The sequence below is a fragment of the Pseudomonas sp. genome (assembly GCF_048265905.1).
GTDB lineage: Bacteria > Pseudomonadota > Gammaproteobacteria > Pseudomonadales > Pseudomonadaceae > Aquipseudomonas.
In genome coordinates this window covers 174112-195618 of sequence record NZ_JBLXAP010000008.1, presented here as the reverse complement: position 1 = coordinate 195618, position 21507 = coordinate 174112, and the positions used below count along the sequence as shown (strand labels likewise).

At 54.5% G+C, this 21507-nt stretch carries 18 protein-coding genes; 12 read left to right on the top strand and 6 right to left on the bottom strand.

Annotated elements, in window-relative coordinates; translation table 11 throughout:
- Positions 1-188: 188 nt before the first annotated feature.
- Positions 189-1958: an N-acetylglutaminylglutamine amidotransferase gene (locus ACN0UH_RS13125; protein ID WP_417662454.1), complete on the bottom strand. Its 1770-nt coding sequence runs from the start codon at positions 1956-1958 to the stop codon at positions 189-191.
- Positions 1959-2070: 112 nt separating this feature from the next.
- Between ACN0UH_RS13125 and ACN0UH_RS13120 the strand changes: the two genes are divergently transcribed.
- Complete coding sequence (locus ACN0UH_RS13120; RefSeq protein ID WP_417662453.1) at positions 2071-2541, top strand: MarR family winged helix-turn-helix transcriptional regulator; 471 nt, start codon at positions 2071-2073, stop codon at positions 2539-2541.
- A gap of 611 nt (positions 2542-3152) precedes the next feature.
- On the opposite strand, the gene mnmC is transcribed toward ACN0UH_RS13120, so the two are convergent.
- A complete protein-coding gene (mnmC, locus tag ACN0UH_RS13115) occupies positions 3153-5168 on the bottom strand; it encodes a bifunctional tRNA (5-methylaminomethyl-2-thiouridine)(34)-methyltransferase MnmD/FAD-dependent 5-carboxymethylaminomethyl-2-thiouridine(34) oxidoreductase MnmC (RefSeq protein ID WP_417662452.1) in 2016 nt (671 codons plus the stop codon).
- 144 nt (positions 5169-5312) lie between these two features.
- Here mnmC and pap point away from each other — a divergent pair, with 144 nt between their 5' ends.
- Positions 5313-6800 carry a polyphosphate:AMP phosphotransferase gene (pap, locus tag ACN0UH_RS13110; RefSeq protein WP_417662451.1) on the top strand — a complete coding sequence of 496 codons (1488 nt, stop codon included), beginning with the start codon at positions 5313-5315 and terminating at the stop codon, positions 6798-6800.
- 151 nt (positions 6801-6951) lie between these two features.
- Entirely contained in the window at positions 6952-8139 is a 1188-nt protein-coding gene (locus tag ACN0UH_RS13105) for a thiolase family protein (protein ID WP_417662450.1), read from the top strand.
- Between the two features lie 133 nt (positions 8140-8272).
- On the opposite strand, the gene ACN0UH_RS13100 is transcribed toward ACN0UH_RS13105, so the two are convergent.
- The 4 genes from ACN0UH_RS13100 to ACN0UH_RS13085 all read right to left on the bottom strand — a co-directional run bounded on the left by ACN0UH_RS13100 (position 8273) and on the right by ACN0UH_RS13085 (position 11923).
- Positions 8273-8482: a DUF6316 family protein gene (locus tag ACN0UH_RS13100; protein ID WP_087516464.1), complete on the bottom strand. Its 210-nt coding sequence runs from the start codon at positions 8480-8482 to the stop codon at positions 8273-8275.
- 198 nt (positions 8483-8680) lie between these two features.
- Entirely contained in the window at positions 8681-9301 is a 621-nt protein-coding gene (locus ACN0UH_RS13095) for an NAD(P)H-dependent oxidoreductase (protein WP_417662449.1), read from the bottom strand.
- Positions 9294-10685: a class II fumarate hydratase gene (locus ACN0UH_RS13090; RefSeq protein WP_417662448.1), complete on the bottom strand. Its 1392-nt coding sequence runs from the start codon at positions 10683-10685 to the stop codon at positions 9294-9296. The genes ACN0UH_RS13095 and ACN0UH_RS13090 overlap by 8 nt, the downstream gene beginning before the upstream one ends.
- Before the next feature lie 227 nt (positions 10686-10912).
- The gene (locus tag ACN0UH_RS13085) at positions 10913-11923 is read right to left on the bottom strand and encodes a DUF2804 domain-containing protein (protein WP_417662447.1); all 1011 of its coding nucleotides are present in this window, start codon (positions 11921-11923) and stop codon (positions 10913-10915) included.
- A gap of 256 nt (positions 11924-12179) precedes the next feature.
- On the opposite strand from ACN0UH_RS13085, the gene ACN0UH_RS13080 reads away from it, so the two are divergent.
- From ACN0UH_RS13080 to maiA, 9 genes are all read left to right on the top strand, one after another.
- The gene (locus ACN0UH_RS13080; protein ID WP_417662446.1) at positions 12180-12680 is read left to right on the top strand and encodes a DUF2059 domain-containing protein; all 501 of its coding nucleotides are present in this window, start codon (positions 12180-12182) and stop codon (positions 12678-12680) included.
- A gap of 310 nt (positions 12681-12990) precedes the next feature.
- A complete protein-coding gene (locus ACN0UH_RS13075) occupies positions 12991-13296 on the top strand; it encodes a BolA family protein (RefSeq protein WP_417662445.1) in 306 nt (101 codons plus the stop codon).
- A gap of 249 nt (positions 13297-13545) precedes the next feature.
- A complete protein-coding gene (locus tag ACN0UH_RS13070) occupies positions 13546-14484 on the top strand; it encodes a rhodanese-related sulfurtransferase (protein ID WP_417662444.1) in 939 nt (312 codons plus the stop codon).
- Between the two features lie 36 nt (positions 14485-14520).
- Complete coding sequence (locus ACN0UH_RS13065; protein ID WP_417662464.1) at positions 14521-15123, top strand: DsbA family protein; 603 nt, start codon at positions 14521-14523, stop codon at positions 15121-15123.
- Positions 15116-16894, top strand: coding sequence for an ABC transporter ATP-binding protein (locus ACN0UH_RS13060; RefSeq protein WP_417662443.1), 1779 nt, complete (start codon positions 15116-15118; stop codon positions 16892-16894). The genes ACN0UH_RS13065 and ACN0UH_RS13060 overlap by 8 nt, the downstream gene beginning before the upstream one ends.
- 181 nt (positions 16895-17075) lie before the next feature.
- A complete protein-coding gene (locus ACN0UH_RS13055) occupies positions 17076-18308 on the top strand; it encodes an alpha/beta fold hydrolase (RefSeq protein ID WP_417662442.1) in 1233 nt (410 codons plus the stop codon).
- A 330-nt stretch (positions 18309-18638) separates the two neighbouring features.
- A complete protein-coding gene (gene hppD / locus ACN0UH_RS13050; RefSeq protein WP_417662441.1) occupies positions 18639-19721 on the top strand; it encodes a 4-hydroxyphenylpyruvate dioxygenase in 1083 nt (360 codons plus the stop codon).
- A gap of 77 nt (positions 19722-19798) precedes the next feature.
- Positions 19799-20782, top strand: coding sequence for a fumarylacetoacetate hydrolase family protein (locus ACN0UH_RS13045; RefSeq protein WP_417662440.1), 984 nt, complete (start codon positions 19799-19801; stop codon positions 20780-20782).
- Positions 20775-21437: a maleylacetoacetate isomerase gene (gene maiA, locus ACN0UH_RS13040; protein WP_417662439.1), complete on the top strand. Its 663-nt coding sequence runs from the start codon at positions 20775-20777 to the stop codon at positions 21435-21437. Before ACN0UH_RS13045 ends, maiA begins: the two co-directional genes overlap by 8 nt.
- The last annotated feature ends 70 nt before the right edge of the window (positions 21438-21507 follow it).

The following is a 21507-nucleotide window of genomic DNA, read 5'->3' as shown; positions in this document are numbered from 1 at the left end:
AAAAAACTGCGAAAAGCGGCCGAGGTCGCGCTCGACTTTACGTGTTGTAAATGAGCATTTTGAGCAGTTTTTTAACGAAGTAATATCTAGCGCAGTAGTTTTTCAGTGGTTCCTTAGGTCGGGTTGACGTGATTTTGCATATCAGCCTGTATCCGCAAGAGGCTACTGCAACTATGTATGACCGCGATTTACAAGCCCTGTTCGCTGAGCCATAAATTGAGCGCGGCCATTTGCCAGAGTTTCGAGCCGCGTAATGGCGTCAGCTGGCCGTCTGGATTGCTTAGCAATTTATCCAGCATGGCCGGGTTGAACACGCCACGGTCTTGGCTGGGGTCGGTAAGCAGATCACGCACCCAACCGAGTGTTGCGCCTTCAAGGTGTTTAAGACCAGGAACCGGGAAGTAACCCTTTTTACGGTCGATGACCTCGGCAGGAATAACCTTGCGCGCAGCTTCCTTGAGCACGTATTTGCCGCCGTCAGGCAGCTTGAAGCGTCCAGGCACACGTGCCGAAAGCTCAGCCAAACGATAGTCGAGGAACGGCGTGCGCGCCTCTAAGCCCCAGGCCATGGTCATGTTGTCCACTCGCTTGACCGGGTCATCAACCAGCATCACCGTACTGTCGAGGCGCAGGGCTTTGTCGACTGCAGCGCTGGCGCCCGGTTGCGCGAAGTGTTCACGGACAAATTCACCAGCGTGGTCATCGGTCAACCAGGCAGGCTGTACGCAAGCCGCATACTCATCGTGTTCACGGTCGAAGAAGGCTTGGCGATAGGCGCTAAACGGGTCATCCGCGCCATCAACCAATGGATACCAGTGATAACCGGCAAACAGCTCATCAGCGCCTTGGCCGCTTTGTACCACTTTGCAGTGTTTGGCGACTTCACGCGAGAGTAGATAAAAAGCAATGCAGTCATGACTGACCATCGGCTCGCTCATCGCGCGGAACGCCGCTGGCAACTGATCGAGAATTTCGTTTTCACCGATGCGCAGCTGGTGGTGATTGGTGTTGAAGCGCTCGGCAATCAGGTCCGAATACTGGAACTCATCGCCGCGTTCGCCACCAGCATCCTGAAAGCCAATCGAAAAGGTCGAAAGGTTTTCCACGCCTGCTTCACGGAGCAAGCCAACCAGCATGCTCGAATCAACACCGCCCGAGAGCAGTACACCAACGTCGACCGCCGCCCGCTGACGAATCGAAACTGCTTCACGCATGCCGTCAAGGACACGGTCACGCCAGTCTTCAAATGTGTAGTTCTGCTCGTCGGCTCGTGGACCAAAGTCCAGCTTCCACCAGCTTTGCTGTTCGCACTTACCGTTGGCATCAATGCGCATCCAGCTCGCCGCTGGTAGTTTTTCGACGCCTGCCAGAATGGTGCGTGGCGCAGGCACTACCGCATGAAAGTTGAGGTAGTGATTGAGCGCAATCGGGTCGAGGGTTTTGCCGATATCACCGCCTTTAAGCAGAGCAGGCAAGCTCGATGCAAAGCGCAGGCGTTGGCCAGTGCGTGACATATACAGCGGCTTGATGCCGAGGCGGTCACGGGCGATGAACAGCTCTTGGTTATCGCGCTCCCAAACAGCAAAGGCAAACATGCCATTGAGCTTGGGCAGCATGTCTTTGCCCCAGGCGTGATAGCCCTTAAGCAACACTTCGGTGTCGCCGCCTGAGAAAAAGCGATAACCCAGCGCTTCGAGTTCAGCACGTAATTCTGGGTAGTTGTAGATGGCGCCATTAAAGACCATGGACAAGCCCAGATCGCTGTCGATCATCGGCTGGCCAGAGGCCTCGGCGAGGTCCATGATTTTTAGTCGGCGGTGGCCGAGGGCGATAGGGCCTTGGCTGTGGAAGCCATGGGCATCGGGGCCGCGAGGGGCCAGATGATGGGTAATTCGTTCGACTGCAGCTAGATCGGCTGGTCGGTTATCAAAGCGTAGTTCACCTGCTATTCCGCACATATATCCTTACCGGTATTGCCGTTGGGGAGTGGTTGAGGCATTGCCTAACCTTTTACACCAAAACAAAAAAATGCTTTCATGTCAAAGTTTATGGCAGCAAGTAGATAGATAAATGGCAGATAAAAAAGTTTCAGCTGAAATCAAATTGTCATCCGTCGTCGCGTTCGAAATGCCCGTTTTTCAAGCCTTGCGACGCTTGCAGCAGGCCGGTGAAGTGCATGCCAAACGCTTGAGCCGCTTCGGTGGTTTGACACCGATGCAGTTGATGGTTCTGCAAGTATTGGAAAAAGAATCGCGGATAACCGCGAGTGATTTGAGCGGGCGAGTGAGTCTCACCGCCGCCACGTTGTCAGGCTTACTTGATCGCTTGGAAGAGCGTGGCTTATTGCAGCGTCAGCGTGATGATCAGGATCGTCGTCGTCAGTGGTTGTTGATCAGTGATGAAGGCCGCGAACTTCTAAAACGCGCACCGTCGTTGTTACCGCCCGAGTTCAATCAGCGTCTGGCAGCGATTCCCGAGTGGGAGCGACACAACCTGACCGCCGCATTATTGCGCGCCGCCGAGTTTTGTGAAGACGAGTAGGGCGATCGAGGTCGCGTAGGGCTTCGACAACGCGAAGCTTGTCTACCAGATTTGGCAGGCAACCATTTATCGCACTGCAAATGGCGGACATAAAAGCGCTGTCTTCCCCACAGGACAAACATCACGTAGGGTGCGACAACGCGCAGCTTGTCCACCAGATTTGGCAGACAACCATTTACCGCACTGCAAATGGCGGACATAAAAGCGCTGTCCTCCCTACAGGACAAACATCACGTAGGGTGCGACAACGCGCAGCTTGTCCATCAGATTTGGCAGGCAACCATTTATCGCACTGCAAATGGCGGACATAAAAGCGCTGTCCTCCCTACAGGACAAACATCACGTAGGGTGCGACAACGCGAAGCTTGTCCACCAAAGCTGGCGCAGGCAACCATTTACCACACTGCAAATGGCGGACATAAATGCGCTGTCCTCCCTACAGGACAAACATCATTCGTAGGGTGCGACAACGCGAAGCTTGTCCACCAGATTTGGCAGGCAACCATTTACCGCACTACAAATGGCGGACATAAATGCGCTGTCCTCCCTACAGGACAAACATCACGTAGGGTGCGACAACGCGAAGCTTGTCCACCAAGTACCTTGGGGCGCTATAAATTGCGGATCAACTTGCGCAATACAAAGCGATTCGGGTGGCATCCTTCCGCAACATCACGCGGCACTGGCAATGGCTCGGCGTTTAGCCAGGCAGCGATTAACTCGCCTGAGAGGGGTGCGGTAATCAGGCCGCGAGAACCATGGCCACTATTGATATATAAGCCATCCAGCCAAGGGCACTGAATATCCGGGGTTTGCTTCGCGTTTTTACTCAGGGCCTGATAACAGTCGAGAAAAGCCTGCTGGTCAGCCAGCGGTCCAACAATCGGCAAGTAATCTGGGCTGGTGCAGCGAAATGCCGCGCGTCCGGCAAGGGTTTGTGGGTCTTGCTCAGCGATATTCAGGCGACTGCTCAGGTCGGGCGAAATTGCCTCCAGCATCTGCAAGTTACCGACATGATCGGCGCTGTTAAGGCTTAAGTCATCGCTATCAAAGTCGAAGCTGGCACCAAGCGTGTGTTCATGCAGGCGAGCTGGGGCGACATAACCTTGAGCGCACACAACGGTGCTCAATGCACGGCTTGCGGTTGTCTGCTTCAAGCTGCTGATTTGCCCGCGGATACGCTTAAGCGGCAGTTCTGCACTGTATGCAAAGCCTTTAATCTCTGCGGCACCGGCCAGCACCACAACTTCGGCGCTGGCCAGCAACTGTTCGCCATCCCAGGCTTGCCACTCTCCGCCTGCACGTACAAGTTGCAGTGCGTTGTGTTGGCTGAGCAGGGTTACGTTCGGCTGACGACTGAGCAACTCGCATAACGCAGGCGGGTGAACCCAGCCCGCTTCCGGATAAAACAAACCACCGGCAGGCAACTGGACGCCCGCTAATTGCTCGGCGGTGGCTTGGTCGACTTGTTGCAGCAAGTCGTGGGCAAATGCCTCAGCCAGTTTGCTTTGCCGTTTGTGCTCCTGGGTATTGAATGCCAGTTGCAACACGCCGCAGTCACTCCAGTCCTGGTCTCTCTCCAGACGCTCAAGCAGCCGCCGGGTGTAGCCAAAACCGCTGACGATCAAGCGCGATAGAGCGGTGCCATGGGCTGATAGCTTGAGGTACAACACGCCTTGCGGATTACCTGACGCCTCTTGCGCGATAGCTGAATGGCGTTCCAGCAAACTCACCCGCCAGCCACGAGCCGCGAGGCTGGCGGCTGTGGCGCAACCGGCCAGACCTGCGCCAATCACCATTGCATGGCGGTTTGAGGTATTTAATGCGGGGCGGGCAAACCATGGTTTAACCGGGCTAATGGATTGCCGGTTCAGGGGCGCAGCAGGCTGCTCAGGCAAGCCAATAAACTGGCCTTTGAGTACATGCCATTTACCGCCGATGCCGGGTACGCGCTTGATTTTGAAACCTGCTTCTTTCAGCCCCCTCCGCACATCACCTGCACTGGTGAAAGAGCCAAGCGTTGCACCGGGTTTAGATAGGCGGGTGATTTCAGCGAACAATTGAGCAGACCACATTTCCGGGTTTTTAGCCGGTGCGAACCCATCGAGAAACCAGGCATCTACACAGGCATCCAATTGGCTGAACATCTGGCTGGCATCGCCGATCAGCAAGTCGAGGGTCACGCGTCCGGCAGCAAACTGCAACCGCTGAAAACCAGAGTGAATCGCTACATATTGCGACAGCAGGGCCTGACTAAAGCATGCCAACTCGGGCCACAGGCTCAAGGCGCGTTGCAGGTCGTCACGGCTTAGCGGGTACTTTTCGACACTAACAAAATGCAAGCGCGCGCTGGCCGTGGCATGTTGTTCAAACAGCTGCCAGGCACAGAAAAAATTCAGCCCGGTACCAAACCCGGTTTCAGCGATGGTCAGTTGTTGATGCTCGGCAAGCTCGCTAAAGCGCTGGGCAAGATCGTTGTTGTGCAGAAACACGTGGCGAGTTTCTGCAATGCCTTGCTGAGGTGAGAAATACACATCATCAAACACTGAGGAAAGCGGGCGGCCCTGGTCATCCCAGTCAAGTTGCGCTTGCTGATGCTGGGCGGTTTGTTGCGCTCGCTCGGTCATGGTCTTCGCTCGGGAAATCAGGGGTGCATTCTAGCCGAATCTGGGCGTCGCATATTGCCCGCGATCCTCTTCAAAACCGCAAAGCTTTGCGACAACAACGCATGTAATCCGCTAGTCTGAAGCAATCAGTTCAGGGAGATGTACATGTTCGAGTCCGCAGAGATTGGTCGCACGATAGACAAGGAAACCTTTGATGATGCCGAGCCGGCGCTGCGCGAGGCGTTGCTCGAAGCGCAATATGAGCTGCAGCAGCAAAAGCGCTTCTCGGTCATTATTCTGATTAATGGCATCGAAGGCGCAGGCAAGGGCGAGACCGTTAAGCTGCTCAACGAGTGGATGGACCCGCGGCTGATTGAGGTCAGCACCTTTGATCAGCAAACCGATGAAGAGCTGGCGCGCCCACCGGCTTGGCGCTTTTGGCGTCAGTTGCCCGCCAAGGGGCGCATTGGTGTCATGTTCGGCAATTGGTACAGCCAAATGCTTCAGGCACGGATCCACGGACGTTTGAAAAATGCTGCCTTAGATCAAGCTATCGACAGCGCTGAAGGCCTTGAGCGCATGCTTTGCGATGAAGGGACGCTGATCTTCAAGTTTTGGTTTCACCTGTCCAAAGAGCAAATGAATGCGCGCCTGAAAACCCTCAAGGACGATCCGCTGCATAGCTGGCGCATCAGTCCGTTGGATTGGCAACAGTCGAAAACCTATGACAAGTTTGTCCGTTACGGCGAGCGGGTTCTGCGCCGCAGCAGTCGTGAATATGCGCCTTGGTATGTGGTGGAAGGGGTCGATGAAAACTATCGCAACCTCACCGTTGGCCGAATCCTGCTGGAAGGCTTGCAGGCCGCACTCAAATCTAAAGATCGCCCAGTGCCTCAGCCTCATGCTGCGCCGTTAATTGCTTCGCTTGAGGGCAATGGTTTGCTCGATAGCCTGGACATGTCCCGGGCGCTGGAAAAAGACGACTACAAAGAACAGCTGGCGATGGAGCAGGCGCGTTTGTCAGGCTTGATGCGTGACAAACGAATGCGCAAGCACTCGGTGATCGCGGTGTTTGAGGGTAATGACGCGGCGGGTAAAGGTGGAGCCATCCGCCGCGTAGCTGCGGCAATGGACCCGCGCCAATACCGGATCATTCCAATTGCTGCGCCGACTGATGAAGAGCTGGCGCAACCCTACTTGTGGCGATTCTGGCGACATATTCCGGCACGCGGCAAGTTCAGTATTTTCGACCGTTCGTGGTATGGCAGGGTGCTGGTTGAACGGGTGGAAGGCTATGCTTCGCCAGCGGATTGGCTGCGTGCATACGGCGAGATCAATGACTTTGAAGAGCAGTTGACCGATGCCGGTGCAGTTGTCGTCAAGTTTTGGTTGGCGATTGATCAAGACACCCAGCTAGAGCGGTTTAAGGCGCGAGAGAAGATCCCGTTCAAGCGTTTCAAAATCACCGAAGATGACTGGCGCAATCGCGAGAAGTGGCCGCAGTATCGTGACGCGGTCGGTGACATGGTCGATCGCACCAGCACCTCAATTGCGCCTTGGACCCTGGTTGAGGCCAATAACAAACACTTTGCCCGGGTTAAGGTTATACGCACTATCAATGAAGCCATTGAGGCGGCATTTGCTAAGGATTGAGCAGCGGTTTATGCGCGCAGCAGGTGCAAGTTCATATGCCTGGTGAATGATCATCGCATATGAGCATTGTACGAACTTATGCTCAATCTAACCCTTTATAGCGGTGCACTTGCTAGTAGCGATGCCCGTCGGCTCATCATGGAGAACAGCTATGCGTGAAGTAGTGATTGTCGAGAGTGTCAGGACCGGTCTGGCCAAATCATTCCGCGGTAAATTCAACATGACCCGCCCAGACGACATGGCGGCGCATTGTGTTAATGCTTTGCTTGAGCGTACAGGCATTGACCCGCAACTGGTTGATGATTGTATTGTCGGCGCTGGCTCCAACGAAGGCGCCCAAGGCATGAACATTGGGCGGAACGTGGCTGTACTGTCTGGCTTGGGCACGAATGTGGCCGGTATGACGCTCAATCGCTACTGCTCGTCGGGTTTGCAATCCATTGCGATTGCCGCCAACCAGATCGCTTCTGGCTGCAGTGACGTTATCGTCGCGGGCGGTGTTGAGTCGATCAGCATGACCCTGAAAAGCATCAACATGGACAACCTCTACAACCCGATTTTGCAGGAAAACGTTCCGGGGATTTATTACCCGATGGGGCGCACTGCCGAAATTGTGGCGCGTCGCTATAACATCAGCCGTCAAGCGCAGGACGCGCTCGCTCTGCAAAGCCAGCAACGTACTGCCAAGGCGCAGCAAGCTGGGCTGTTTGCTGATGAAATCGTCCCGATGAACGTTAGCTACCAGGTCGAGGATAAAGCCACGGGCGAGAAATCAATCGTTGCAGGAGTGGTTGATCACGACGACTGCAATCGCCCGGATACCACCCTGGAAAGCCTCGAAGGTTTGAAGCCGGTATTTGCCGAGGATGGCTCAGTTACGGCTGGCAATGCTTCACAGCTGTCGGATGGCGCTTCGATGACTTTGATCATGAGTCTGGATAAAGCGCTTGAGCTGGGCCTCAAGCCCAAGGCGTATTTCCGCGGCTTTACTGTGGCCGGTTGTGAGCCTGATGAAATGGGTATCGGGCCAGTGTATGCGGTGCCTAAACTGTTGAAAGCCAAAGGCTTGAGTGTTGCCGACATCGATCTGTGGGAGCTCAATGAAGCATTCGCCTCGCAATGCCTTTATTGCCGTGATGAGCTTGGAATCGATAACGAGAAATACAACGTCAATGGCGGCTCGATCTCCATTGGTCATCCGTTTGGCATGACCGGTTCACGACTGGTTGGCCACATGATTCGCGAGCTACAACGCCGCGAACTGCGCTATGGCGTGGTGACCATGTGTGTGGGCGGTGGCATGGGAGCAGCGGGGCTATTTGAGGCTTATCGTCCATAAAGCGAACAATGCGAAGCTCGTCCGCCGCGGCTTAAACAGCGCAATGTTAAGGCAACACAGTTGTTGATGCACAAAAACCGCGCAATTTTGCGCGGTTTTTTGTGGGTATCAGTTTGATGGTTGCGACTGGAGCCTAGAACGTTCTGCTTTCGATTAGTTGGTGCGACTGAATCATACGCTGCACATAACGTTCGATCTGGTGTTCGGCATCTATGCGCGTGAAGAACGGGCCTTCCAATGTGCCTTCACGGGTCGAGAAGAAATATTGACCATTTATTGAACTGATGCGATCACAGCGATAGTGGGTTTCGGGTCCGGGGTCAATAGCGCGCTGGCCTAGCATGTCTCCATCCTCAGTTTGGGAATCTCTGAAAACGACTGCGCTACTTTTCTCAGAGGCTCGTGGGAAATAAGGTTTTTCTGAGTGTAACCGGCAATATGGATTTTGTGCGGCAGGGCGATAAGTGGTTGTTTTGCAGTGTGTTAGGTTGATTTGTCGGTATTTTGGCGACAACTTACTGGCTTTTAGAGCTGCGCTTAATCACGCCCAGGCGCCCAGGTTTTCAGCTTTGCGTAGCCACTCCTGACGCTGGTCTTCGGATGCGGTGTGGATGGAGGCGAACTCAGTCAAACGGCAGGGTTTTATGCCGCAGCTGTAGAGTGTTGCTCGAGTGATACGGCTATGTGCAGGCGCACCAAATCGCCAAGGTATACGCCATGTAGGTGTATCGAGCGTGACGAGGATATCGGCTGTGCGCCCGCTCAACAGTTTGTCCCATTGGCATGAGTTTGCGTGGTATTTGAAGGCAAAGCCGGGCATCAGTACGCGCTCGAAAAAGCCTTTGAGCAAGGCGGGCGGACCGCCCCACCAAACCGGATAAACCAGTAAAAGATGCTCGGCCCAGTGAATCTGCCTTTGCGCTTCAAGCAAGTCAGGTTCAAGTTTTTGCGTGCTTTCATAGCCGCTGTGCAGCACAGGGTCGAATGCCAGTTCGCCAAGGCGTAACTGGCGAACCACGTGGCCTTCGTTACGCGCTCCATGTGCATAGGCATCGCTTAGCGCATGGCACAGGCTATTGCTCTTGGGCGTGCCAAGGATGATCAAGATGCGTTTGCCATCGCCTTCATTAGGTGTGGCACCGCTCTTGATTGATTCAGTCATGGCGGGGTTCCAGCATGTTTTCTGGGCGAACCCATTGATCAAACTCTTCAGCGCTCAGATGGCCCAGCTCGATCGCGGCCTGACGCAAAGTGGTGCCGTCGTGATAAGCCTTTTTCGCGACTTCAGCAGCCTTGTCGTAGCCAATATGCGGGTTGAGTGCTGTCACCAGCATTAAGCCGTTATCAAGATGCTTGGCCATCTGCTCAGCATCAGGCTCCAGACCTGCGATGCAGTGCTGCTGAAAGTTACTGCAACCATCGGCCAGCAAGCGAATCGACTGCAAGATGTTGTGAATGATTACCGGTTTGAACACGTTTAGCTGCAGGTGGCCCTGACTGGCGGCAAAGCTAATGGTGACATCGTTGCCCAACACCTGGCAGGCCAGCATCGACAAGGCTTCACACTGCGTTGGGTTAACCTTGCCCGGCATGATTGAGCTGCCTGGCTCGTTGGCAGGTAACTTCACTTCTGCAAAGCCCGCACGTGGTCCTGAACCAAGCAAGCGCAAGTCGTTGGCGATTTTCATCAAGCACACGGCCAAGGTTTTTAACGCCCCGGACATGTTGGTTAATGGCTCATGGCCTGCCAGCGCAGCAAACTTGTTTGGCGCACTTATCAGCGGTAAACCACTCAGTGCTGCGAGCTCGGCTGCGATTGCCTCGCCAAAGCCGGGTGGTGAGTTCAAGCCGGTCCCCACTGCCGTGCCGCCTTGGGCTAACTCACACAGGGCGGGAAGGGCGCCACGAATAGCGCGCTCGGCGTAGTCAAGCTGGGCGACATAGGCTGACAGCTCTTGGCCAAAGGTAATAGGTGTGGCGTCCATCATATGGGTGCGGCCGGTTTTGACCAGGTTGGCGTGGCGCGCAGATTGTTCGGCGAGCCCGCCGGATAGCTCAGCAATCGCCGGAAGCAGTTTCTGGGTAATCGCTCTTACCGTGGCGATATGCATGGCGGTAGGGAAACTGTCATTAGAGCTTTGCGCGCGATTGACGTGGTCGTTGGGATGAACCGGACTTTTACCGCCACGTTCGCCACCTGCCAGTTCGTTAGCACGACCGGCAATGACTTCATTGACGTTCATGTTGCTTTGCGTGCCGCTGCCGGTTTGCCAGACCACCAGCGGGAATTGGTCGTCATGCTGCCCGGCAATGATTTCATCGGCCGCTTGCTCAATGAGTCGGGCGATATCTTGCGGCAGATCACCAATGCGGTCGTTAACTCGCGCTGCGGCCTTTTTGATCAATGCCAGCTCGTGAAGCACAGCCAAGGGCATGCGCTCCTGGCCAATTGCAAAGTTGAGCAGTGAGCGCTGGGTCTGGGCGCCCCAGTAGGCGTTTTCAGGTACTTCGATTGGGCCGATGCTGTCTGTTTCGGTCCGGGACATGACAATCCTCCAGTGACGGAACCTTTGAATACCGCTGCAGCCTCGAAGGGGACGCAACGCAAGTCGAGTGCCTATTTATAACCCGTAAAGCCGAGCGCGACCTCAGTTGCATTTGAGCTGTTCGCTTTTGCAGAAGGTTATTGGATGGCCTAAGGAGTTTAGGCTGCAATTGCAGCGCTGGTAATTTGATATGCCAGATTGCTGAAGATTCTGGCTGTTGGCGAGACTTACCAGCGAGCGTCGGTGGTGCCGAGCCAGCCAAGTGCGGCTTTAACTGGCACATGCTCGCCTTGTGGGCTGACGAGTTCGCCGTCGAAGTGGCCAAACCACTGGCGAGTGTCAGCGAAAAGCGGTCCAACGTGCCGCGAGGCCTGGTGCAGTTGGCGTGGGGTGAATGTCAGGTTGACCCGTTGATTAAGCGTTTTGATTGACCAGCTTGCGAGCGGTTCGGCGTGCATTGGCGTCATTTCGATACTGTCGGCAAGCTGCTCTAACTTCCCACCAAACCACAATGCGTTCTCTGAAAGGCCGCTGTAATCGATCCAATGCGTGCCGAAGTTACCCGCAATGCCGCCAGGTCCGGCGAATGCTGCGCGTTTCCAGTGAGTATTGAGCGGCCACACGCCGCGGCCGAAGTCCATCGCAGCGAAACTTTGCCCAGGCTCGCAGCTATAGCTGCGATTGCCCAGCTTCACGCTACCGCTAAGTGGCAAACCGAGCTGGCGGCATGTTGCATGAAAACTATTGGGCCCCATCGGTGCGACTAAATTGACGGACTCAAGGTGGGTTGGCCGCTGAATATCCAGCAATATCTCAATTGGTGGCCCGCTTAAATTGCTGGCGCTCAGGCTCAAGCAGGCGCGCCCCGGATATTCGCTGAGTTGGAATGACAGCCTGCGGTGATCAAATGCATGGCTTTGCTGGGGTCTGTCTGGCAGTTGGCAGCCGCGGCCGAGCGCGCGCATTTGACTGAAACTTGCAGACTCACCGGTTTCAAGATCAAGAAAGTAGGCCGCGCCGTAGCCTACATAGTCGAGATCTGCCTGGGTGACGGAGAGCATCCATTGAGGCGTGGTAAAGCACCAATGGTTCCAGCGCTTGCGCCGCCCTTTGTGCTGCAACAGCGCACAATTAACCTGTGGACGATTTGACCAGCCAATGGCTTCAGGATTGAGCGCGCCGTTACTCAGGCATAAGTCTGTCTGGGTGAAAACAGAGGAGTGAATGGCGCTGTTCATCGTACACATCCATGTGGGTGCAGCGCGACTGCGCGGCAGTTATTCAGATAATAGAGCATTTGCGGCGGTGAGCATGCCTTTACTGGGTAAACTGCTTCAAGTCATGGCAGTTTGCTTATGAGTGGTTCGTGACCGAGCGCACAAACCCCGCTTTAAGTGCATGAGTATGGACAATTCTACGAATTATTCAGTGCTTGGGCACAAAATGGCCTTAGTGGCTGTCCAACTCGATTCAACCCTTTGTCAGGAGTCGCCAATGCCTCGTTTTCCGGTTCTATGCCTCGCTGCTGTGCTGTCATGCGCCAGTGCTCAGGTGTTCGCAGATGCAGCCAGTCACGCAGCCGATGCAGAGCGGTTTTTACAGTTAGCCCATGCCGACAAGCTTGCCGTACCAGTTTATTCACAAGTGCAGCAGATGTTTGCTCAGCGTTTTGCCCAAAGTGGCGCAGGCGGAGAAAAGAAGGCGCTACTGGAGTCCTACCAAGCTAAAGCAGATGCGGTGCTTGATCAGTCCATCAGCTGGAACAAGGTCAAACCTGACCTCGTTAAGCTCTACACCAGCAACTTTACTGAGCAAGAGCTCAAAGAGCTGATCAAGTTCTATGAGTCGCCAGTCGGTATGAAAGTGCTGAAAACCATGCCGCGTCTGACTGCTCAATCTGCAGAGCTGACCCAGAGCAAGCTTGAGCCTGCCGTACCTAAGGTTAATAAGTTGCTGGAAGACATGACCAAGGAACTGGGTCCTAAGAAGTCTTAATCTGCGCTGCATCCGTGCATTTTTGCTAGATGATGAAAAATGGCTTTGGCTTGAGCTTTACACTTCGTAAACTCATTGCCTGAGCCATTTTTTTTGCGCTGCGATTAAGTAAGCATGCGCTAAGGAACCTCTGAAAAAGGTAGCGAGCGACGATAGGATAAGGCAAAAAACTGCGAAAAAGTGACCGGGGTCGCGCTCGACTTTACGGGCTGTAAATGAGCATTTTGAGCAGTTTTTTAACGCAGTAATATCGAGCGCAGTAGTTTTTCAGAGGTTTCCTGAGTCTCACAACGGTATTTTGGAGTCGAAAATGACAAAGCAAGCGCAGCTTGAGGCCGCACTCGCAACCTTGCAGCCTGAGCATATGCAGGTGCTGGATGAGAGCCACATGCACAGCCGTGGCCTTGAAACACATTACAAGGCCGTGATCGTCAGCGAGCAGTTTCAAGGGTTGAACGCGGTCAAGCGCCACCAGAAAGTCTATGCCAGCCTTGGCGATTTGATGGGACAGATCCATGCTCTGGCGCTGCACACATACACCGCACAAGAGTGGGCCAAGAATGCGACTGCACCAGCGTCACCCACCTGTTTGGGCGGCAGTAAGCACGACAAGTAGGGCAGATAGCGCTTTTTACCCACCATTTTGCGCTATGGATATTATGTAGAGGTTCTGGCTCATCTTTGAAAATTTCGCTGTCTGATTCATGGTCGACAAGCTGCACGTTGTCGCACCCTACGCTCACAGCCATAAAAAACGTTAAACTAGGCACCGCACCGGCAATGGCCGGTGCCGCTGTCAATTAAACACCAGTGAATCAATTACCAGTCCGCCCTTTACGTGGGCGACTACTGAGGAAGTAAAAGCATGACCGACAAAATTGTCGTTGCAGCGTTGTATAAATTCGTCTCGCTGCCAGATTTCCATGAGCTGCGCGAGCCGCTGCTCAACACCCTGATCGAAAACGGCGTTAAAGGCACTTTGTTGATTGCCGAAGAGGGCATTAACGGGACTGTTTCAGGTAGCCGTGAAGGCATTGACGGGTTATTTGCATGGTTTGCTCAAGACCCGCGCCTGGCCGATGTCGATCACAAAGAATCGTATTGCGATGAGCAGCCGTTCTATCGCACCAAGGTCAAGTTAAAGAAAGAAATCGTCACCCTTGGCGTTGAAGGTGTCGACCCTAACAAGCAAGTGGGCACCTATGTCGAACCTAAAGACTGGAACGCACTGATTGCCGATCCTGAAGTGCTGCTGATTGATACCCGTAACGATTACGAGGTTTCGATTGGTACATTCGATGGCGCTATCGACCCTAAGACGAAAACCTTCCGCGAGTTCCCTGAATACGTAAAAGCTAACTTCGATCCGGCCAAGCACAAGAAGGTCGCGATGTTCTGCACCGGTGGTATTCGCTGTGAAAAGGCCTCTAGCTACATGCTTAACCAAGGTTTTGAAGAGGTTTATCACCTGCAGGGCGGGATTCTTAAATACCTCGAAGAAGTGCCGCAGGAAGAGTCGAGCTGGAAAGGTGATTGCTTTGTTTTCGACAATCGAGTCACTGTTCGTCATGACTTGACCGAAGGTGAATACGATCAATGCCACGCCTGCCGCACACCGATCTCGGTGGCTGATCGCGAGTCGGAGTTCTTCACCCCCGGTGTGAGCTGCCCGCATTGTTGGGATTCTCTACCGGAGAAAACCCGCGCCGGTGCCCGTGAGCGGCAAAAGCAGATTGAGCTGGCCAAACAGCGCAATATGCCGCACCCCCTTGGTTTCAATCCGCGTTTAAAAAAACAAGGCTAAACCATGCAAACTCGCTTGCTCTACGTGATGGACCCGATGTGTTCGTGGTGCTGGGGTTTTGCCCCCGTGTTCCAGTCTCTCGCGGAGCAAGCGCAAGCTCAGGGAGTCGAACTGCACCTTATTGCCGGCGGTTTGCGTACGGGCAGTGGCGCAGCGTTGGATAACACCACCCGCAATTACATCCTTGAACATTGGCAGGCTGTTGCTGATGCAACGGGGCAGCCGTTCAAGTTTGATGGTGCCTTGCCCGATGGTTTTGTTTACGACACCGAGCCCGCCTGCAGAGCATTGGTCACAGCGCGCAACCTTGATCCGCAAAGTGCTTGGCCGCTGGTTAAGTCAATTCAGCACGCCTTCTATGCTGAAGGTCGCGATGTCAGCCAAGCCAGTATTCTAGTTGAGCTGGCGGAGAAGGCTGGGCTACCGCGTATCGTTTTTGCCGAAGCCTTTGACAGCGCCGAGCAACACGCGGCCACGGCTGATGACTTCACCTGGGTTCAAGATTTGGGTATTGCGGGCTTTCCAACGCTGCTCGCTGAGCGTGACGGGCAGCTTGCATTAGTGACTAATGGTTATCAGCCGCTCGAAAGTTTGTCGCCATTGTTGGCGCGCTGGTTAGAGCGCGCAGCCAATGCGTGATCAGCTGAGCTGGGCGGAAATTCGTCGCCTGGCTTTTCGTCACCGTAAAGCCCTGTACCTCGCCAACGCTGTTGCTGTACTGGCGACACTCTGCAGTGTACCGATTCCGTTGTTATTGCCTTTGTTGGTTGATGAAGTCCTGCTCAAACAGGGCGATGCAGCGCTGCAGGTCATGAACAATTTCTTGCCGGTTAGCTGGCAAAGCGCGGTCGGTTATATCGGCTTGATGCTGGCACTGACATTTGTGTTGCGCGTCAGTGCCTTGATATTCAACGTGTTGCAGGCTCGATTGTTTGCACGGCTGTCGAAAGACATCGTCTATCGAATCCGTGTGCGCCTGATCGAGCGGCTAAAGCGTATATCGCTATCTGAATACGAAAGCCTGGGCAGCGGCACAGTCACCACCCATCTGGTGACGGATCTCGACACCCTGGATAAGTTTGTCGGTGAAACCCTCAGCCGATTCTTGGTGGCGATCCTGACGCTGGCCGGCACATCGGCAATATTGCTGTGGATGCACTGGCAGTTAGCCTTGTTGATTTTGCTGTTCAATCCGCTGGTTATCTACGCCACGGTGCAGCTCGGCAAGCGGGTCAAGCACCTGAAAAAACTCGAAAACGACAGCACTTCGCGCTTCACTCAGGCATTGACTGAAACCCTGGATGCTATTCAGGAGATTCGTGCAGGCAATCGCCAGGGTTTTTTCCTCGGCAGGCTCGGTACCCGGGCGCAAGAGGTGCGTAATTTTGCTGTAGCGTCACAGTGGAAGAGCGACGCATCCAGCCGAGCCAGTGGCTTGCTCTTTCAGTTTGGTATCGACGTGTTCCGTGCAGCGGCGATGCTTACCGTGCTGTTCTCAGATTTGTCGATCGGTCAGATGCTCGCGGTGTTCAGCTATTTATGGTTCATGATTGGCCCGGTCGAGCAATTGCTCAGCCTGCAATACGCGTTCTATGCCGCGGGTGGGGCGCTGTCACGGATCAATGAGCTGCTTGCGCGTCGTGATGAGCCGCAATATGCCGGTGGCGCTGATCCTTTCAGTGGGCGAGAAACCGTCGGCATCGAGATTGAGCAGCTGTCCTTTTCCTACCAGGACGAGCCAGTGCTCGACCAGCTTAACCTGCAAATTGCACCGGGCGAGAAAGTAGCCATTGTCGGGGCTAGCGGCGGCGGTAAAAGCACCTTGGTGCAACTGTTGCTGGGCTTGTACAGCGCGCAAAGTGGATCGATTCGTTACGGTGGCTGCAGTCTGCAGAATATTGGCCTTGAGCAGGTGCGCGAGAACGTGGCGGTGGTGCTGCAGCATCCGGCATTGTTTAACGACTCCGTGCGCGCCAACCTATGCATGGGCCGAGAACGCAGTGATGAAGCCTGCTGGCACGCACTTGAAATAGCCCAGCTGGCGACCACCATCAAGCAACTGCCTAAAGGCCTGGACAGTATCGTCGGCCGTTCTGGCGTGCGTTTATCTGGCGGCCAGCGTCAACGCCTGGCCATCGCCCGGATGGTGCTGGCCGAGCCGAAAGTGGTGATTCTCGATGAGGCGACCTCCGCATTGGATGCCGCGACTGAGTATGCTTTGCATCAGGCCATGAGCCAATTTTTGGTCGGTCGCACGACACTGATCATCGCTCACCGTTTGTCGGCGGTGAAACAAGCCGACCGGGTATTGGTGTTCGATGGCGGCTGTATTGCCGAGGATGGTGATCATCATCAATTGATCGCAGATGGTGGCTTGTACGCACGTCTCTACGGCCATTTGCAGCAGTAGCCAAGGTTTGTAGGGGCAAGTGCTAGGGTTATGGCTAACAGGATTTCGCCGAGCTCTGATGTAACAAGTGCGTGACGTAACAAGTGCGTGTGGTCGGCGTCGAATCAACATTCGTCACACCATAGCCGGCTTCTGGGCCGAGCCACCCAAGCGTAATGATTAACTAACGAGGGATACGTGAATGAATCGAGTCAAGGTTGAATTTGCTGGTAGCTCCGGGCAGCAGTTGGCAGGTTTGCTAGAGCTGCCAAATAGCTTGCAGCCAGTGAAGTACTACGCGCTTTTTGCCCACTGCTTCACCTGTGGCAAAGATATCGCCGCCGCATCACGAATTAGCCGCGAATTGGCAGACCAAGGCATCGCAGTGTTACGGTTCGATTTCACGGGGCTGGGTAACAGCGACGGCGATTTTGCCAACACCAACTTCACATCCAACGTTCAGGACCTGGTTGCCGCTGCGAAGATGCTTGAGGCTAAGTATGCCGCGCCCAGGTTGATCATTGGCCATAGTCTCGGCGGTGCTGCAGTTCTTTCTGCGGTCGACAAAATTCCGTCATTGCAAGCGGTTGCGACCATTGCTGCACCTTCCACCGCGCACCACGTACAGCATTTATTTGACAGCTCAAAATCCGAAATCGAAGCACAAGGCGAAGCCAAGGTTAAGCTGGGCGGTCGTGAGTTTTCGATCAAGAAGCAACTGATTGAGGATCTCGATCAATACGCCGATTTACAGCATATTGCGCGCTTGCGATGCCCTTTGATCGTGTTTCATTCACCGCTTGATAACATCGTGTCGGTTGATGAAGCTGCGAAGATTTTTACCGCGGCCAAGCACCCGAAAAGCTTTGTTTCTCTGGATAAAGCGGATCACTTGCTGAGCAAAAAGGAAGATGCGCGTTATGTCGCCAAGACCCTTGCGGCCTGGGCTGAACGCTATGTCGAGGTGCCCGCAGCTGAACCAATCGCAGCGGATCTTGAGGATGGTCACGTGTTGGTGACCGAGCTGGACAAGAAATTCCTGCGCGGTCTTTATACCCGCTCTCATCAATGGGTGTCCGATGAGCCCACAAGAGTTGGCGGCTCTGATTTAGGACCAACACCCTATGCTCTGTTGCTGATGAGCCTGGGCGCTTGTACTTCGATGACTATCCGTATGTATGCCGAGCGCAAGGGCATACCGCTGGAAGATATAAATATCCGTCTGGTTCATGACCGTGTGCATGCCGAGGACTGTGCCGCCTGTGAAGAGCGCGAAGGCCAGATCGAGCGAATCCAGCGCTTTATCAGCTTCAAAGGCGAGCAACTGACTCAAGAGCAGATCGAAAGCATGTTGAAGATTGCCAATCGATGCCCGGTGCATAAAACCCTTGAGTCCGACCCTGTCATTACCACTGAGCTGGAGAGCGGTGAGTAAGCCGCATGCTGTAAACACCCCAGAAAAACCACCTTCGGGTGGTTTTTTTATGCCTATAGATATCTAGCGGCAAGATGTTGCGCAGGGTTGGCCGCTGAGTTGGCAGCTTATTGAACCGCCTTGTAACGATAACTTTACGCAGTTTGAGCGTTAATCGCGTGGTTATTGCTATAAAACCGGGATGTAAGGAAAACGTGCCACCCAAGCCTCGTAGCAACGGAAAAGCACTGTGCTTGTGCGCTTGTTCGTCCAGCGTTCTAAGGGTGTTATGGCTGCAATAGGGCTGCTTTGAGGCAGCTTACAACCGCCCGAAAACAACAAGGAGGCGCAATGAACGCCGTGAACAAAATCGAACAGCACAACCCGATTGGTACTGATGGCTTTGAATTCGTTGAATACACAGCGCCGACGCCTGAAGGTATTGAACAACTGCGCGAGTTGTTCACGGCGATGGGTTTCACGGAAACCGCCAAGCACCGCTCCAAGGAGGTGTTTCTGTTCCAGCAGAACGACATCAACTTCGTACTCAATGGCAGCCCGACGGGTCATGTTCGTGAGTTCGGTCTCAAGCACGGCCCAAGTGCCTGCGCCATGGCTTTCCGGGTTGAAAACGCTGCGCAAGCTGCTGCCTATGTTGAGTCGCAAGGCGCTACGCTGGTGGGTAGCCACGCCAACTTTGGCGAGCTGAATATCCCGTGCGTTGAAGGGATTGGTGGTTCTCTGCTGTATCTGGTGGATCGTTTTGGCGAAAACACTATCTATGACGTGGACTTCGAGTTCATCGAGGGCCGTACACCCAACGACAATGCCGTGGGCCTGGTCAGTCTCGATCACCTGACCCACAACGTTAAGCGCGGGCAGATGGACGTTTGGTCCGGCTTCTATGAGCGCATCGCCAACTTCCGTGAGATTCGTTATTTCGATATCGAAGGTAAGCTCACCGGTTTGCTGTCGCGGGCAATGACCGCACCTTGCGGCAAGATTCGTATCCCGATCAACGAGTCGGCGGATGACAAATCGCAGATCGAGGAATTCATCCGCGAATATCAGGGTGAAGGCATCCAGCACATCGCCCTGAGCACCGATGATATTTTCGCCACCGTTCGTCAATTGCGCGCCAATGGCGTCGACTTTATGAGTACTCCAGGCACTTATTACGACAAAGTTGATACCCGTGTCGCAGGCCATGGCGAGTCAACTGAGATGCTGCGTGAGCTGAGCATCCTGATTGATGGCGCGCCGGGCGATGACGGTATCTTGCTGCAGATTTTCACCAATACGGTAATTGGTCCGATTTTCTTCGAGATTATCCAGCGCAAAGGTAATCAGGGCTTTGGCGAAGGCAACTTCAAGGCCTTGTTCGAGTCGATCGAGGAAGACCAGGTTCGTCGTGGTGTGATCGCCGCCGACTAAGCTCCTTTATGACTGATATAGGACTGGCGCAGCGATCTAAACTGCGTCAGCTGCTTTTGCCAATTTAAGGTTTGATTATGAAGTTAGCCTCACTCAAGCAAGGTCGCGACGGAGTATTGGTCGTGGTTTCCCGCGATCTCAGCCGCGCGCTCAAAGTCCCAACCATTGCCGCAACACTGCAGGCCGCACTGGATGACTGGGCCACTATTCGTCCGCAACTTGAAGCCCGTTACCAGCGCTTGAACGATGGCCTTGAAGCCGAGGCGTTCGCGTTCGAGCAGAGCGCTTGCCACAGCCCGCTGCCACGGGCTTTTCACTGGGCCGACGGCAGCGCCTATGTGAATCACGTGGAGTTGGTGCGCAAGGCGCGCGGTGCCGAAATGCCAGAGAGCTTCTGGCACGAGCCCTTGATGTATCAAGGCGGTTCTGACGCATTTATCGCTCCGCACAGCCCCATTCTTATGGCTGACGAGGCATGGGGTATCGACCTTGAGGCCGAGTTGGCGGTGATCACCGACGACGTGCCGATGGGCGTTAGCGCTGCCGAGGCCGTCGATCACGTGCAACTGCTGATGCTGGTCAACGATGTGTCGTTGCGTAATCTGATCCCGGGTGAGCTGGCTAAAGGCTTCGGCTTTTATCAGAGCAAGCCCTCGTCTAGCTTCTCGCCGGTTGCAGTGACCCCTGATGAACTGGGTGATAGCTGGAAGGGCGGCAAGGTTCACCGCCCGTTGGTTTCGCATATCAATGGTAAGTTGTTCGGTGAGCCGGATGCGGGTACTGACATGACCTTCAACTTCCCGACGCTGGTGGCCCACGCCGCGAAAAGCCGTCCATTGGGCAGCGGCACCATTATCGGTTCTGGCACCGTCTCCAACTATGACCGCAGCGCTGGATCATCTTGCCTGGCGGAAAAACGCATGCTCGAAGTGATTGAGCAGGGCGAAGCCAAAACACCGTTTCTAAAGTTTGGCGACCGCGTACGCATTGAGATGTTTGATGCCGCTGGGCAGAGCATTTTCGGCGCGATTGACCAAGCAGTGGAACGCTACGATGGCTGAGCTGACGCTCTATTCCTATTGGCGCTCCAGTGCCGCTTATCGCGTACGCATTGCCCTCAACCTCAAAGGCTTGGCGTATCAACAGGTAGCGGTGCATCTGGTCAAGGATGGTGGTGAGCAATTGGCGCCAGCGTATCAGCAGCTCAACCCACAAGGCTTGTTGCCGCTGCTGGTCGATCAAGTGTCTGGCGCTGATGAAATCAAAATTGCTCAGTCGCTGGCGATCATCGAATACCTTGAAGAAGCGTTTCCCGTACCCGCACTGCTGCCAGTCGAGCCAGCATTGCGTGCGCAAGTTCGGGCGCTGGCGCTGCACATCGCCTGTGATGTGCACCCCTTGAATAATTTGCGTGTGCTGAAGTACCTGTCGACCGAGTTGGGCATTGCCGATGATGCCAAGACGCAGTGGTACCAACATTGGGTGCACAGCGGTTTGAAGGCAGTTGAGCAAGGGCTGGCGGTATTTGTTGACAATTTGTCCCTTGGTCAGCGGCCTGGATATCTAGAAGCCTGTTTGATCCCACAGGTGTACAATGCGCGCCGTTTTAACTGTGACTTAAATGCGTATCCGCGCATTCTCGCCATGACGGCGCGTTGTGAAGCCCTCGAAGCCTTCCAGAAGGCCGCTCCGGAGGTGCAACCCGACGCAACTTGAGGTTTACAGCCTTGCGGGGAGACAGGCGTGCCAATGTTGGTGCCACTGAGCTCTTCATCACTCCGCCGCG